The organism is Mesorhizobium sp. B2-4-3, assembly GCF_006442815.1.
Taxonomy (GTDB): domain Bacteria; phylum Pseudomonadota; class Alphaproteobacteria; order Rhizobiales; family Rhizobiaceae; genus Mesorhizobium.
Window position 1 is genome coordinate 52,375 of sequence record NZ_VFVL01000023.1, and the last position, 14,621, is coordinate 66,995.

At 65.9% G+C, this 14,621-nt stretch carries 15 protein-coding genes and 1 tRNA gene; 14 read left to right on the plus strand and 2 right to left on the minus strand.

The window, feature by feature from the left end:
* The first annotated feature begins 69 nt into the window (after positions 1-69).
* From FJ956_RS20790 to hemW, 3 genes are read left to right on the plus strand one after another with little or no spacing between them, the layout of a single operon-like run.
* Positions 70-480: a VOC family protein gene (locus FJ956_RS20790; protein WP_140681028.1), complete on the plus strand. Its 411-nt coding sequence runs from the start codon at positions 70-72 to the stop codon at positions 478-480.
* On the plus strand, positions 480-1,157 hold the full coding sequence (gene rdgB, locus FJ956_RS20795; protein ID WP_140681026.1) for an RdgB/HAM1 family non-canonical purine NTP pyrophosphatase: 678 nt from the start codon (positions 480-482) through the stop codon (positions 1,155-1,157). The genes FJ956_RS20790 and rdgB overlap by 1 nt, the downstream gene beginning before the upstream one ends.
* Positions 1,154-2,326: a radical SAM family heme chaperone HemW gene (hemW, locus tag FJ956_RS20800; protein ID WP_181170301.1), complete on the plus strand. Its 1,173-nt coding sequence runs from the start codon at positions 1,154-1,156 to the stop codon at positions 2,324-2,326. Before rdgB ends, hemW begins: the two co-directional genes overlap by 4 nt.
* A gap of 188 nt (positions 2,327-2,514) precedes the next feature.
* Here the strand turns inward: hemW and FJ956_RS20805 are convergent, their stop codons facing one another.
* The gene (locus FJ956_RS20805) at positions 2,515-2,703 is read right to left on the minus strand and encodes a hypothetical protein (RefSeq protein ID WP_140681024.1); all 189 of its coding nucleotides are present in this window, start codon (positions 2,701-2,703) and stop codon (positions 2,515-2,517) included.
* A 214-nt stretch (positions 2,704-2,917) separates the two neighbouring features.
* On the opposite strand from FJ956_RS20805, the gene rsmI reads away from it, so the two are divergent.
* Both rsmI and FJ956_RS20815 read left to right on the plus strand, forming a co-directional pair.
* Entirely contained in the window at positions 2,918-3,814 is an 897-nt protein-coding gene (gene rsmI, locus FJ956_RS20810; RefSeq protein WP_181170300.1) for a 16S rRNA (cytidine(1402)-2'-O)-methyltransferase, read from the plus strand.
* Positions 3,807-4,184, plus strand: a complete 378-nt coding sequence (locus FJ956_RS20815) for a YraN family protein (protein ID WP_140681022.1) — start codon at positions 3,807-3,809, stop codon at positions 4,182-4,184. Before rsmI ends, FJ956_RS20815 begins: the two co-directional genes overlap by 8 nt.
* A 56-nt stretch (positions 4,185-4,240) precedes the next feature.
* Here the strand turns inward: FJ956_RS20815 and FJ956_RS20820 are convergent, their stop codons facing one another.
* The gene (locus FJ956_RS20820; RefSeq protein ID WP_140681020.1) at positions 4,241-5,047 is read right to left on the minus strand and encodes an undecaprenyl-diphosphate phosphatase; all 807 of its coding nucleotides are present in this window, start codon (positions 5,045-5,047) and stop codon (positions 4,241-4,243) included.
* A 213-nt stretch (positions 5,048-5,260) separates the two neighbouring features.
* Between FJ956_RS20820 and FJ956_RS20825 the strand changes: the two genes are divergently transcribed.
* The 9 genes from FJ956_RS20825 (at position 5,261) to FJ956_RS20865 (ending at position 14,442) form a co-directional block, all read left to right on the plus strand.
* Positions 5,261-5,953, plus strand: a complete 693-nt coding sequence (locus tag FJ956_RS20825; RefSeq protein WP_140645947.1) for a glutathione S-transferase family protein — start codon at positions 5,261-5,263, stop codon at positions 5,951-5,953.
* Positions 5,934-7,079 carry a tRNA epoxyqueuosine(34) reductase QueG gene (queG, locus tag FJ956_RS20830; RefSeq protein ID WP_140681018.1) on the plus strand — a complete coding sequence of 382 codons (1,146 nt, stop codon included), beginning with the start codon at positions 5,934-5,936 and terminating at the stop codon, positions 7,077-7,079. Before FJ956_RS20825 ends, queG begins: the two co-directional genes overlap by 20 nt.
* A 13-nt stretch (positions 7,080-7,092) precedes the next feature.
* Positions 7,093-7,995 (plus strand): SDR family oxidoreductase, encoded by a 903-nt coding sequence (locus tag FJ956_RS20835; RefSeq protein ID WP_140681016.1) that lies wholly within the window; start codon positions 7,093-7,095, stop codon positions 7,993-7,995.
* Positions 7,996-8,090: 95 nt separating this feature from the next.
* Positions 8,091-9,173: a penicillin-insensitive murein endopeptidase gene (mepA, locus tag FJ956_RS20840; protein ID WP_140681014.1), complete on the plus strand. Its 1,083-nt coding sequence runs from the start codon at positions 8,091-8,093 to the stop codon at positions 9,171-9,173.
* Between the two features lie 597 nt (positions 9,174-9,770).
* A complete protein-coding gene (locus FJ956_RS20845) occupies positions 9,771-10,790 on the plus strand; it encodes a glucokinase (RefSeq protein ID WP_140681012.1) in 1,020 nt (339 codons plus the stop codon).
* An 80-nt stretch (positions 10,791-10,870) separates the two neighbouring features.
* Complete coding sequence (locus FJ956_RS20850) at positions 10,871-12,793, plus strand: ABC transporter ATP-binding protein (RefSeq protein ID WP_246672160.1); 1,923 nt, start codon at positions 10,871-10,873, stop codon at positions 12,791-12,793.
* Entirely contained in the window at positions 12,790-13,611 is an 822-nt protein-coding gene (dapB, locus tag FJ956_RS20855) for a 4-hydroxy-tetrahydrodipicolinate reductase (RefSeq protein WP_140681008.1), read from the plus strand. The genes FJ956_RS20850 and dapB overlap by 4 nt, the downstream gene beginning before the upstream one ends.
* Positions 13,612-13,656: 45 nt before the next feature.
* Positions 13,657-14,277: a 2,3-bisphosphoglycerate-dependent phosphoglycerate mutase gene (locus tag FJ956_RS20860; RefSeq protein ID WP_140681006.1), complete on the plus strand. Its 621-nt coding sequence runs from the start codon at positions 13,657-13,659 to the stop codon at positions 14,275-14,277.
* Positions 14,278-14,357: 80 nt separating this feature from the next.
* Positions 14,358-14,442: transfer RNA gene (locus FJ956_RS20865), tRNA-Leu, on the plus strand.
* The last annotated feature ends 179 nt before the right edge of the window (positions 14,443-14,621 follow it).

Sequence of the window (14,621 nt, forward strand, 5' to 3'; positions counted from 1 at the left end):
GCCGCCGGCGGAGCTGCCAATCTCCCCCCTTGCGGGGGAGATGGCCGGCAGGCCAGAGGGGGGTGCCTCGTGACTCCCTCAGCAATTTTGGAATCAGCGCTATATGTGAATGATCTCAAGGCAGCCGAAGCCTTCTACCGCGACGTCATCGGCCTCGAGGCGCTGGGCAAGGTCGAAGGGCGCCACGTCTTCTTCCGCTGCGGCGACGGCGTATTGCTCCTCTTCAACGCCGAGGCGACCAAGATCCCGCCGGCGCCCGACGCCAGGCTGAAGGTGCCGCCGCACGGCACGGCCGGCGAGGGCCACCTCTGCTTCGCCGCGACCGCCGATGAGATCGCCGCATGGCGCAGGCATCTCGCGGCCAGGAACATCGCCATCGAAAGCGATTTCGAGTGGCCGCAGGGCGGGCATTCGATCTATATCCGCGATCCGTCGGGCAATTCGATCGAGTTCGCCGAGCCAAGGATCTGGGGTTTTTGATGCATTCTTTGAACGGCCAGAAAATCGTCGTCGCCAGCCACAATGAAGGCAAGCTGCGCGAATTCGCCGACCTGATGGCGCCGTTCGGCTTCGAGGCGAAATCGGCCAAGGACTACGGCCTGCCCGAACCCGACGAGACCGGCACCACCTTCGAGGAGAACGCCTATATCAAGGCGTATGCGGCCGCCAAGGCGACCGGCCTGCCGGCGCTGTCGGACGATTCAGGCCTCTGCGTCGACGCGCTCGACGGCGCGCCGGGGGTCTACACCGCCAACTGGGCCGAGAAGCCCGATGGCAGCAGGGATTTCGGCATGGCCATGCAACGCACCGAAGTGGCGCTGCAGGAAGTCGGTGCGACCGACCCTTCGCAGCGCACCGGCCGCTTCGTCGCCGTCATATGCCTGGCATTTCCGGACGGCGAGGCCGAGTATTACCGGGGCGAAGCGGAAGGCAGGCTGGTGTGGCCGCCGCGCGGCGCGCTCGGCTTCGGCTACGATCCGGTGTTCCTGCCCAACGGTTTCGACAAGACCTTTGGCGAGATGAGCGCGGAAGAAAAGCATGGCTGGAAGCCCGGCCAGGCGACGGCGCTGTCGCACCGCGCCCGCGCCTTCCAGAAATTCGCGCAAGCCCGCCTGGATTTGGCGCGCCTGGATCTGGCGCGACCAGGATCGTCATGAGCGCCGTGACCCTACCGCTCGACCGCAGCCCTGGCTTCGGCGTCTACATCCACTGGCCGTTCTGCGCGGCCAAGTGCCCTTATTGCGACTTCAACAGCCATGTCCGCCACCAGCCGGTCGACCAGGAGCGTTTTGCGCGCGCCTTCGAGACCGAGCTTGCGACCATGCGCGACCGCACCGGCCCGCGCGAGGTGACCAGCATCTTTCTCGGCGGCGGCACGCCGTCGCTGATGAAGCCGGAAACCGTCGCGGCGGTGCTGGAGGCGGTGGCGAGGAACTGGACGGTGCCGGCCGGCATCGAGGTGACGCTGGAAGCCAACCCGTCCTCGGTCGAGGCCGAGCGTTTCCGCGGCTATCGCGCCGCCGGCGTCAACCGCGTCTCGCTCGGCGTGCAGGCGCTGAACGACAAGGATTTGCGCTTCCTCGGCCGGCTGCACAATGTCGAGGAGGCGCTGCTGGCAATCGGCCTCGCACGCGAGATCTTTCCCCGCCTCTCCTTCGACCTGATCTATGCGCGGCCCGGCCAGACGCCGGAGGCGTGGCGGGCGGAGCTGGAGCAGGCGATCGGCTATGCCGTCGACCATCTTTCGCTCTATCAGCTCACCATCGAGGAGGGCACGCCCTTCCACGCGCTCTACGCGGCGCGGAAATTCACGCTGCCCGACAACGACCACGCCGCCGACCTCTACGCGCTGACGCAGGAGGCGACAGCGGCGCATGGCCTGCCGGCCTACGAGATTTCCAACCATGCCCAACCCGGCGCGGAAAGCCGGCATAATCTGACCTATTGGCGCTACGGCGAATATGTCGGCGTCGGCCCCGGCGCGCATGGCCGCTTCGTCGAGAATGGCCGCCGCACGGTGACGATTGCGGAAAGAATGCCGGAGACCTGGGCCAATCTGGTCGAGGCCAAAGGGCACGGCGTCACCGGCGGCGAAGTGCTGACCCGCGCGGAAGAGGCCGACGAGTTCCTGCTGATGGGACTGCGACTGGCCGAAGGCATCGACCTTGAGCGCTACGAGGCGCTCGCTGGGCGCGGCCTGTCGAGTTCGCGGCTTTCGGTGCTGCAGGAGGAAGGGCTGGTGGCGCCGGTCGGCAATGCCCGGCTGCGTGCGACATCCGCCGGCATGATCGTGCTGGACGCGGTGGTGGCGGATCTGGCGAGGTAACTCGCGCGTTCGTCATTCTCGGGCTTGACCCGAGAATCCATTCCGTGACCAACCCGAAGGACGCTGCGGAACAGAATTCTGCACCGCTGGCGGAACGTCGAAGTAACGGCATGGATTCCAGGGTCTGCGCGCGTCGCTCCGCTCCTTGCTCCGCCCTGGAATGACGAGGCGCGAGGTCGCGAACTGCTTTAAGCGTCGTGCTTCTGGCGGCGCTTGCCGCGGTGCTTCTCGCCATGCGCCTCGTCGTGGCGGACAGGCTTCTGGTCGGCCTTGTCGCGGCGGGCGCCGGACTGGGCGGCGATCGGATGTGGAGGGATGCCCTCGCGGGCGGTTTTGCTTTCAAGTCGGCTGATGAAGATGTCGAAGCGATTGGGCATCGTTCGGTCCTGCCTCCTCCCGGGGAATCCGGGGTTAAATTCGCCGTTGCCGGTTTCGTTCCGCACTGTGGCAAAGGCATGGCGATTTCCTTACGTCGACCTCACGTTTTGCAACGAGGCGCCAGCCATGCGAAACAGATTTGGTTCTTTCGCAATTCCGGACGGAAAACCGCGACACACTTTTCCTGGAATTGCTCGGAATGAGGGGCATTCGGTGACCGGCGACAAACGCAGCTATCTGATCGGGCAGAGCGAGATCGCGGCGCGGCCGCTTCAGCCGGCGCTCTATCTGGTGGCGACGCCGATCGGCAATCTGGCCGACATCACGCTGCGCGCGCTGGAGACTCTTGCCGCCGCCGACACCGTCGCCTGCGAGGACACGCGCGTCTCGCGCGTGCTGCTCGAACGCTACGGCATCCGCCGCCGCACCACCGCCTATCACGAGCACAATGCCGGCGAGGCCGGACCGAAGCTGATCGCTGCGCTCGAAGCCGGGCAGAGCGTGGCGCTGATCTCGGATGCCGGCACGCCGCTCATTTCCGATCCGGGCTACCGGCTGGTCGGCGAAGCGCTGGACCATGGCATCCGCGTCGTGCCGATCCCCGGCCCGTCGGCGGCGCTCGCCGCGCTGACCGCGTCGGGCCTGCCATCCGACGCCTTCCTGTTCGCCGGGTTCCTGCCGGTGAAGACCGGGCAGCGGCTGACCAAGCTCGAAACGTTCAAGCAGGTGCCGGCGACGCTGATCTTCTTCGAATCGCCCAGACGGCTGGCGGAGACGCTTGGCGCCATGGTCGAGGCGCTCGGCGGCGAACGCAAAGCCGCGATCGGCCGCGAGCTGACCAAGACGTTCGAGGAGATGCGCATCGGCACGCTTGCCGAGCTGGCCGGCCATTATGCCGCGGCCGACACGCCGAAGGGCGAGATCGTCATCTGCGTCGGCCCGCCGGAAGCGGCGGAAGAGGCGCCCGCCGACATCGACCGGCTGCTTCTGTCGCTCGCGGCCGAAATGCCGGCGTCGAAGGCTGCGGCTGAAGCCGCAAAGATGACCGGCGGGCAGAAGCAGGCGCTCTACCGGCGACTGCTGGAGTTGAGGGAAGGCAGCGGTGGCTGAACGCACGGCGGGCCATCGTCGAAAAGCCTATCGACGCGGCCATCGCGGCGAATGGTTGGCGGCGCTGGCGCTGATGCTGAAAGGCTATCGCATCCTTGCCCGCCGCCACCGCACCAGGCTTGGCGAGATCGACCTCATCGCCCGGCGCGGCGACCTCGTCCTGTTCGTCGAGGTCAAGGCGCGGCGCACGCTGATCGAGGCGATGGAAGCGATCGGTCGTGAATCGGAGCGCCGCATCGAGGGCGCCGCGGATTTGTGGCTGTCGCGCCAGCCGGATTATGGCAGGCTTTCGATGCGTTTCGACATGGTGGCGGTGCTGCCCTGGCGCTGGCCGGTGCATGTCGAGAACGCGTTTTATGGACGGAATTGAGGGTCTGCCCAACGGCGATAGGCTGGCGGGACAGCGGCGTTAAGCGGCCCAGCCGCTCACCCCCAAACCATCACCGCCACCAGCCCGACGACACCCACCACAAGCCGCCACCAGCCGAACAGTGAATAGCCGTTGCGCGAGACGTAATCGAGCAGGAAGCGCACGACGATGAGCGCGGTGACGAAGGCGGCGATGAAACCGACGGTGATGATCGGCAGGTCGGCCGAGGTCAGCACGTTGCGGTTCTTGAAAAGGTCGAAGGCGAAGGCGCCGACCATGGTGGGCATGGCCAGGAAGAAGGAGAATTCGGCCGCCGCGCGCTTGTCGACGCCCATCAGCAGCGCGCCGACGATCGTCGAGCCGGAGCGCGAAGTGCCGGGGATCAGCGACAGGCACTGGAACAGGCCGATCTTGAGGTAAACGTTCAGCGGGAAGCGCTCGACATCGTGATGCACCGGCTTGAAGTTGATGCGGTCGACGACGAGCAGCACCACGCCGCCGATGATCAGCATGATGCAGATCAGCCGAGGCGATTCGAACAGGATGGTCTTGATGAAATCATGCGCCAGCGCGCCAATGACGGCGGCAGGCAGGAAGGCGATGAGGATGCCGATAACGAAATGCCGGGTCTGCGGATCGCTGGGCAGCTTGATCAGCATCTGCCAGAGCTTGCTGAAATAGACGCTGAGGATCGCCAGGATCGCGCCGAGCTGGATCAGGATCTCGAAGGCCTTGCCGGTGGAATGGAAGCCGAGGAAATGGCCGGCCAGCAGGATGTGGCCGGTCGAGGACACCGGAATGAACTCGGTCAGGCCCTCCAAAAGCCCGAGCAGCAGCGCTTCGACGATGGTCTGGCTTTCCATGGCAACCTCTGATCTCGGATGACGGCTGGAGCACGATGCCGAAAAGTGTGAAGCGGTTTTCGGACGACATCATGCTCCAGGGGAAGGGCTTGCTTGTCATGGGGCGGAAGTGTCCCTATAGGTCGCAACACCCATGACAGCCCCAGGAATCGGGCGGCCAAGACTTACCGGCGCTGCCGGCCAATTGCCAGTGCGCCTTTTCATCGCGGAACCATGCTGACGCTTTTCCATCATCCCATGTTCGCCACCTGCCGCTTCGCGCGCCTCGCCTTCGGCGAGTATGGCGAGGAACTGGCGCTGATCGAGGAAAAGCCGTGGACGCGGCGCAAGGAGTTTTTGGCGCTGAACCCGGCCGGCACGCTGCCGATCCTGCTTGCCGAAGGCGACGTGCCGATCGTCGGCGCCATGGTGATCGCCGAATATCTCGACGAGACGCGCGGCGTCTTGAAGCGCGACAAGCGGCTGTTCGCCGAGGACCCGATGCAGCGCGCCGAGATCCGCCGGCTGACCGACTGGTATCTGAGCAAGGCCGAAAGCGAAGTGACGCGGCATCTGGTGCGCGAGCGCGTGCTGAAGCCGGTCATGCCGGAGACCGCCGGCGGCGGCTCGCCGGACTCGGCGGCGATCCGCGCCGCGCGCGCCAACATCCGCCAGCACATGAAATACACCAACTGGCTGGCCGGCACGCGCCATTGGCTGGCCGGCAACAAGGTGACCTATGCCGACCTCGCGGCGGCGGCGACGCTTTCGGTGCTCGATTATCTCGGCGAGATCGACTGGCGCGAGCATGCCGCCGCGCGCGAATGGTACACGCGGGTGAAATCGCGGCCGTCGTTCCGGCCACTGCTTTCCGACCGGGTGCGCGGCCTGTCGCCGGTGTCGCATTATGCGGACCTCGATTTCTGAGAGCCTGCGCGCGCTGATCGACGCCGAGGCGCGCCGCGCCGGCTTCGAGGCAGTCGCCGTGACCCGGCCGGACGCGATCCCGCTGGCGCCGGCGAGACTCGCCGAATTCGTATCCGACGGTTTCCACGGCTCGATGGAGTGGATCGCCGAGACGGTTCAGCGGCGGGCCGAGCCCTCGACGCTGTGGCCGGAGGTCTGCTCGATCATCGTGCTGGCGATGAATTACGGCCCAGACCGCGATCCGCGCGATATCCTCGCGAAGTCCGACCGCGGCGCGATCTCGGTCTATGCGCAAAACCGCGACTACCACGATGTGATGAAGGGCCGGCTGAAGGAGATCGCCGGCAAGATCGTGGCAAAGGCCGGCGGAGACGTAAAAGTGTTCGTCGATACCGCGCCTGTCATGGAAAAACCGCTGGCGGAAGCCGCCGGGCTCGGCTGGCAGGGCAAGCACACCAATCTGGTCAGCCGCGCGCATGGCTCGTGGCTGTTCCTCGGCACCATCTTCACCACCGCGGAGCTTGAACCGGACCAGGCCGAGATCGACCATTGCGGCTCCTGCCGCGCCTGCCTCGACGCCTGCCCGACCGACGCTTTCCCCGCGCCCTACCGCCTCGACGCGCGGCGCTGCATTTCCTACCTCACCATCGAGAACAAGGGGCCGATCCCGCGCGAGTTCCGCGACAAGATCGGCAACCGCATCTATGGCTGCGACGATTGCCTGGCCGCCTGCCCGTGGAACAAATTCGCCAGCACGGCTTCGGAGGTGAAGCTTGCCGCGCGCGCCGATCTGCGCGAGCCGAAGCTGTCGGAACTGTTGCTTCTCGACGACGCAGGCTTCCGGTCATTGTTCTCGGGCTCGCCCATCAAGCGCATCGGCCGCGACCGTTTCATCCGCAACGTGCTGATCGCCGCCGGCAATTCGGGCGATGCTTCGCTTGCACCGATCGCGCGCCGCCTGCTCGACGATGCCTCGCCGCTAGTGCGGGGTGCGACAATCTGGGCCCTGTCGCGACTGCTCTCCGGTCGCGAATTTGGCGACCTTGCCGCCACGGCTTCGAAGACCGAGACGGATACGACGGTCCGGGAGGAATGGCTGGCAGCGCTGACCGTGAAGGCCGATTGATGGGGGTTCATCGATGAGCGAAACACGCTTCTTCATCTTCGGCGCCGGCTATTCGGCCAAGGCTTTCGCGCGGGCCAACGAGCGCCACGCGCCGGTCTCCGGCACGACCCGGGCGCCGGAAAAGTTCGAGGCGCTGCGGTCGGCCGGCATCGAGCCGCTGCGCTTCGACGGCGCGCTGTCGCCCGAGCTCGGCGATGCGCTTGCACAGACCACGCATCTCATCGTCTCGGTCGGCCCCGACGACGCCGGCGATCCGGTGCTCAACGCCGCCGGCGAGACGATCCGGGCAAAGATGCCGGCGCTCGAGTGGGTCGGCTATCTCTCGACCGTCGGCGTCTATGGCGACCATGGCGGTGCCTGGGTGGACGAGACCAGCGCGTGCCGCCCGGTGTCGAAGCGTTCGGTGATGCGGGTGGCGGCCGAACAGGAATGGCTGACGCTTGGCCACGAGATCGGCAAACCGGTGGCGATACTGCGGCTTTCCGGCATCTACGGACCGGGCCGCAACGCGCTGGCCAATCTCGAGGACGGCACGGCGCGGCGGCTGGTCAAGCCGGACCAAGTGTTCAACCGCATCCATTGCGACGACATCGCGGGCGCGCTCTGGCTGCTGGCGGAGAAAAACATTAGCGGCATCTTCAACGTCACAGACGACGAGCCGGCGCCGCCGCAGGATGTCGTGGCTTATGCCGCCGGGCTGATGGGCGTCACGCCGCCGCCCGAAATTCCCTTCGAGACTGCCCAACTTTCGCCCATGGCGCGGTCTTTCTATGGCGAGAACAAGCGCGTCGCGAATCAGGCGATCAAGGCGGCCGGCTATCGCTTCCGGTTTCCGAACTACCGGGTGGCGCTGGATGGGATGTGGGCCGAGGGCAACTGGCGGGACGGAGAGCCGCGCAGCCCGATGAGGGGCTGACGATCGATACGGGACGCGCGACGTGGTACGATACGTTCCTGATCGGGTCGCTTGAACGCGCGGCAAATGGATAGACTGGAGAGGGACCCAGCCTGATGAATTTGCGATCGCTGCCTGACCGCAAGCCGTTCCTGACCGCGGCGCTGGCGCTGGTGACGCTAGCCGCGCTTGCGGCTGCCGCCATTTCAGCCGAACCGCGCGCGAAGGACCTGTTCGGCGCCCGAAAGCTGCCGGCCGTGGCGCCCGCGCAATCCTTCGGCTTCTACTCCAAGGGCTGCTTCACCGGCGGCGTGGCGCTGCCGATGGACGGGCCGACCTGGGAAGTGATGCGCCCGTCGCGCAACCGGCGCTGGGGCCATCCGGCGATGATCGCGCTGATCGAGAAGCTCGCGCGCGATGCCCAAGCCGACGGCTGGCCGGGGCTTCTGGTCGGCGACGTCTCGCAACCGCGCGGCGGACCGATGATGACCGGCCATGCCTCGCACCAGATCGGGCTCGACGCCGACATCTGGCTGACGCCGATGCCGAAGCGGCCGCTGACCATGGCGCAGCGCGAATCGATGAGCGCGACGCTGATGGTCGACGAAAAAACGCATCTGGTGAAGGACGCGCTGTGGACGCCGGCGCATACGCGGCTTTTGAAGCGCGCGGCGAGCTATCCGGAGGTCGAGCGCATCCTGGTCAATCCCGGCATCAAGAAGAAGCTCTGCGACACCGTCACCGGCGACCGCTCCTGGCTGCGCAAGATCCGGCCGTTCTGGGGCCATGACTATCATTTTCATATGCGCATCGGCTGCCAGCCGGGCTCGCCTTTCTGCAAGGGGCAGGAGACGACGCCGGACGACGATGGCTGCGGCAAGCCGCTTGCCTGGTGGTTCACCGAGGAGCCGTGGCGGCCGAACAAGAACCCCGATGCGCCCAAGGCGCGCGACCTGATGACCATGGCCAATCTGCCGAAGCAATGCCAGGACGTGGTCAATGCGCCCGACGCGCCCTCGCTGGAGGCTGTGACCTATCATGGCGGCGGCGGCGCCGCGGTGGCCGTGGCCGAGCCGCAGCCGACCGAGCCGGCGGAGACCATCTCCAGCGGCAACGCCGCGATCCCGGCGGCGGCAAGCGCCTTCGCGCCGACGCCCAAGATCGGCATCCCGCTGCCAAGGCCAAGGCCGGGAAACTAGTGGCACTGCACAGGGGATTTTGACCGGTCGGCTCTGTTTGCGTTGGTGGCATGCCTTGGAGATTGGCCGAAACGCCCATCACGATCGTCATTCCAGGGCGGAGCAGGAGCGAAGCCCCGTCGCGAAGACCCTGGAATCCATGCCGTTACCTTCGCCAAGGCGTGCGACGGAGCAGAATTCTGCACCGCGGCAACGCTTCGAAGTCACGGCATGGATTCTATGGTCTGCGCCGCGTCGCTTCGCTCCTTGCTCCGCCATAGAATGACGACGTCGGGGGGCGGCTTCGACCAATCCCCGGCATTTGCGCTGATCTCACGGAAATGAACGGGAAATTTTGCACCAGACAAACGGCAACCTTTCAAAATTCCTGTATCAGGAAACTAGCGCGCTTCACCGTTTCACGGAACGGCGAAACGCCCTATCTCTTTGCTTTGACGCAATTCCGGACGGAAGGTTACGGTGAAGGCGCCGAGCTTAACCACTCACACTTTTCCTGGAATTGCTCTAAGGCGCAAGCGGGCTTCCCCTTTGCGGGGCCATGCGCTAGTCAATCGATTGAAACGGCGCAGTGGCGCCGCAGCGAGGACGATCAAGAGCATGGCAGGCGAAGACGAGAAGGGGCTGCGGTTTCCGGTCCTGATCGGCGATGTTGGCGGCACCAATGCGCGCTTCTCGATCGTGCTCGACGCCAATTCGGAAGCGACCGAGCCGCAGATCGTCCAGACCGCCAATTTCAAGACCATCGACGAGGCGATCCAGGCGGCAGTGCTCGACCGCTCGTCCATCCAGCCGAATTCGGCGGTGCTGGCGATCGCCGGGCCGGTCGACGGCGACGAGATCCCGCTCACCAACTGCCCCTGGGTCGTGAAGCCCCGGCAGATGCTTGCCAATCTGGGCTTGAGCGAGGTCGTCGTGCTCAATGATTTCGAGGCGCAGGCGCTGGCCGTGGTGGCGCTCGGCGAAGAGCATATGGAAAAGATCGGCGGCGGCACGCCGGAACCCAATGCGAGCCGGGTCGTGCTTGGCCCCGGAACGGGTCTCGGCGTCGCCGGGCTAATCCATGCGCTCGATCATTGGATACCGGTGCCGGGCGAGGGCGGGCATATGGATATCGGTCCGCGCACGCCGCGCGACTTCGAAGTGTTCCCGCATATCGACAAGCTGGAGGGCCGCATCTCCGGCGAGCAGATCCTGTGCGGACGCGGCCTGGTCAATGTCTATCGCGCCGTCGCCAGGACGGACGGCAAGCCGACGCCTTTCACGACGCCGGCCGAGATCACCGCGGCGGCGCTATCGAAATCCGATCCGGTGGCCGAGGAGGCGCTTTCGCTGTTCGTCGCCTGCCTAGGCCGCACCGCCGGCGACCTGGCACTGGTGTTCATGGGCCGCGGCGGCGTGTTCCTGACCGGCGGCATCGCGCAAAAGATCGTGCCGGCGCTGAAGGAAGGCAATTTCCGCGCAGCCTTCGAGGACAAGGCGCCGCACAGCGCGCTGATGCGCGAAATGCCGGTCTATGTGATCACCCATCCGCTGGCGGCGCTGCTCGGGCTTGCCGCCTATGCCAGGACGCCTTCGCTGTTCGGCGTGCAGACGGCGGGGCGGCACTGGCGGGCGTGATCGCGACCGGTTTCGGGATGGCGATCGGCCGCCGCGACGAAGTTTCGCCATAGGCAAGCCGTAGCCGGGGCGCTAAGAGGATGCCGAAATGCGGCCCATCCGACACGCGGAAAACCACGAAGCGCCCTGATTTGACTGCTCAAACTTCCCTCAAACTGAAAGTCCAGCCCACCGAGGTCAGCGCGGTGCTGCGCCGCATCCTGGCCGAAAACGGCAAGGAATATCGCTGGACCTATGTCGTCGCCGTCGCCTGCCTGCTGATCGTTTCCGGCACCACCGCCTTCACGGCGTGGATCATGGCCCCGATGATCAACCAGATCTTCTACGAACGGCGCAGCGACATGATCGTCTGGATCTGCGCCGGTTTCATGGGCGCCTCCCTGCTGCGCGGCTTCGCCGGCTATGGCCAGGCAGTGGCGCTGGCGACGATCGGCAACAATCTGGTCGCCCGCTACCAGAAGCGCAGCTTCGACCATCTGATGAAGCTCGGCGTCAACTTCTTCAACGAGACCCGTTCCGGCCGGCTGGCGGCACAGGTCAACGAGAATGTCGGCGGCATCCGAGACCTGCTGTCGCTGACGCTGACCTCCATCAGCCGCGACGCGGTCTCGCTCGTCGCCCTCCTCGGCGTGATGATCTACCAGGATCCGGTGCTGTCGCTCAGCTCGCTGCTGATCGGGCCGCCGTTGATCTGGGCCGTCGTCTACATCACCCGCCGCCTGCGCAAGATCAACCGGGAATCCGTGCTGATCAACTCGCGGCTGAACGGATCGGTGCAGGAGGCCACCCAAGGCATCGCCATCGTCAAGGCCTTCACCCTGGAGGACGAGCTGGCGCGCCGCATCGGCATCATGGCCGACACAGCCGAGCAGCGTAACAACAAGATCGCCCGCGTCGCGGAGCGGCTGTCGCCGATTTCCGAAATCCTGGGCGGCTTCGCCATTACCGCGGTGCTTGCCTATTCCGGCTATCGGGCGCTGGTGCTCGGACAGCCGCCGGGCGCCGTGTTTTCCTTCATCACCGCGCTGATCCTGGCCTATGACCCGGCAAGACGCCTGGCCCGCACACAGGTCGGCATGGAACGTGCCCTGGTCAACGCGCGCATGATCTACGAACTGCTCGACCTCGAGCCGAAGCAGGGTGACGCCCCCGACGCGGTCGAGGCGAAGGTCACCACCGGCGAGGTGCGCTTCAACCATGTGACATTCGGCTACAACGCCGACATGCCGGTGCTCAGGGATTTGAGCTTTACCGCCGCGGCCGGCAAGGTGACGGCCGTCGTCGGCGCATCGGGCGCCGGCAAGTCGACGATGGTGGCGCTGCTGCAGCGCTTCTACGACGTCGACGAGGGCTCGATCGAAGTCGACGGCCAAGATATTGCCAAGGTGACCAAGCATTCGCTGCGCCAATCGATCGCCTATGTGGCGCAGGCGCCTTATCTCTTCGAAGGCACGATCCGCGACAACATCCGCTACGGCCGGCTCTCGGCCACCGACGCCGAGATCGAGCAGGCGGCGAGACAGGCGGCGGCCGACGAATTCATCCGCCAGCAGCCGGAAGGCTACGACACGCCGGTCGGCGAAGGCGGCTCGACCCTTTCCGGCGGCCAGCGCCAGCGCGTGTCGATCGCGCGCGCCATCGTGCGCCAGGCGCCCATCCTCCTGCTCGACGAGGCGACCTCGGCGCTCGACAACGAAGCGGAAGCGCGCGTGCAGGAAGCGCTGACCCATGTCATGGAAGGGCGCACGACGATCGTGATCGCGCACCGGCTTTCGACCGTGGTCAATGCCGACCACATCATCGTGCTGGAAGAGGGGCGGCTGGTCGAGGAAGGCACGCATGCGATGCTGATGGCCGACCCGCACAGCATCTATGCCCGTTTCCACCGGATCCAGGGCAAGAAGGGGCTGGGGCTTGTCGACGACGTCAAGGCAAGCCAGACTTCGGCCCAAGCTCCGGCGCCGCGCAGCCGCGCCAAGAAGACCGTCAGGAGAAGCGCATGAGCGAAGCCGGCGATATGGGCCTGGTTGTGGTGGGCGCCGCCGGCCGCATGGGCCAGACGCTGATCCGCGCCATCCACACCATGCCCGGCGCGCGCGTCGCCGCCGCGATCGAGCGGCCGGACTCGGCGCATCTCGGCAAGGATGCCGGCGAGCTCGCCGGCATCGGCATCATCAACGTGCCGATCGTCGACGATCCGCTGCCGGCCTTCGCCAAGGCCGACGGCGTGCTCGATTTCACGGCTCCAAGCGCGAGCGTCGAATTCGCCGGCTACGCCGCGCAGGCGCGCATCGTCCATGTCATCGGCACCACCGGCTGCTCGGCCGACGACAATGCGAAGATCGCCGCCGCCGCGCGCCATGCCACGATCGTCAAATCCGGCAATATGAGCCTCGGCGTCAATCTTCTGGCGGTGCTGGTCGAGCAGGCCGCGAAGGCGCTCGACGCCGACGATTTCGACATCGAGATCCTGGAGATGCACCACAGGCACAAGGTCGACGCGCCGTCCGGCACGGCGCTGCTGCTCGGCGAAGCGGCGGCGAAAGGGCGCGGCATCGATCTTTCCGACAACAGCGTGCGGGTGCGCGACGGCCATACCGGAGTGCGCAAGACCGGCTCGATCGGCTTTGCCACGCTGCGCGGCGGCTCCGTCGTCGGCGACCACAGCGTGATCCTTGCCGGCACCGGCGAGCGCATCACGCTTTCCCATCATGCCGAGGACCGGGCGATCTTCGCCCGCGGCGCCGTCAAGGCGGCGCTCTGGGCGCGCGGCAAGAAGCCAGGACTTTATTCCATGCGGGACGTGCTCGGCCTGAGTTGAGGCGGTCCTTATCGTTCGTCTTACGCAATCCCTATAGGAGCAAACATGTCAGGAACTCTCGTGCTCGTGCGCCATGGCCAGAGCGAATGGAACCTGAAGAACCTGTTCACCGGCTGGCGCGACGTCGGGCTGACCGAGCAGGGCACAGCCGAGGCGCTGGCCGCCGGCGAGAAGCTCAAGGCGCGCGGCCTGAAATTCGACATCGCCTACACGTCTGCCTTGAAGCGGGCGCAAGTGACCTGCCAGCACATCCTCGATATCGTCGGCCAGAGCGACCTGAAGACGATCCGCGACCAGGCGCTCAACGAGCGCGACTATGGCGACCTCTCCGGCCTCAACAAGGACGACGCGCGCAAGAAATGGGGCGAGGAGCAGGTGCATATCTGGCGCCGTTCCTACGACATCGCCCCGCCCGGCGGCGAAAGCCTGAAGGACACCGGCGCGCGCGTCTGGCCCTATTACCTGCACGAAGTGCAGCCGCATGTGCTGCGCGGCGAGACAGTGCTGGTCGCCGCGCACGGCAATTCGCTGCGCGCGCTGATCATGGCGCTGGACGGCAAGTCAGGCGAGGAGATCGTCAAGCTCGAGCTCGGCACCGGCGTGCCGGTGATCTACAAGCTCAACGCCGATTCCACCGTTGCGTCGAAGGACGTGCTGGAGGGGTGAGGCTGTTGGGCCAGCCAAGGCGGCCCGCGAAAAAAGCGCGTTGACACATATCGTTTGCCCGCTTACATGAGCCCGCACCAGCCCAGATGGCGGAATTGGTAGACGCGCACGGTTCAGGTCCGTGTTCCGCAAGGAGTGGAGGTTCGAGTCCTCTTCTGGGCACCATCCTTCGCTCTTCGAGCTTCGGATGGCAGGCCATCCCGGAGCTCCAAGAGCGAAGGGGTTGCCATTCATCCCGACTGCCGACGGGGTGCAAGTCTCAGCGTTCGCGATTAGCCGTAAGCTTCCGAACTTCGTCATTCCAGGGCGGAGCAAGGAGCGACGCGACGCGCGCAGACCCTGGA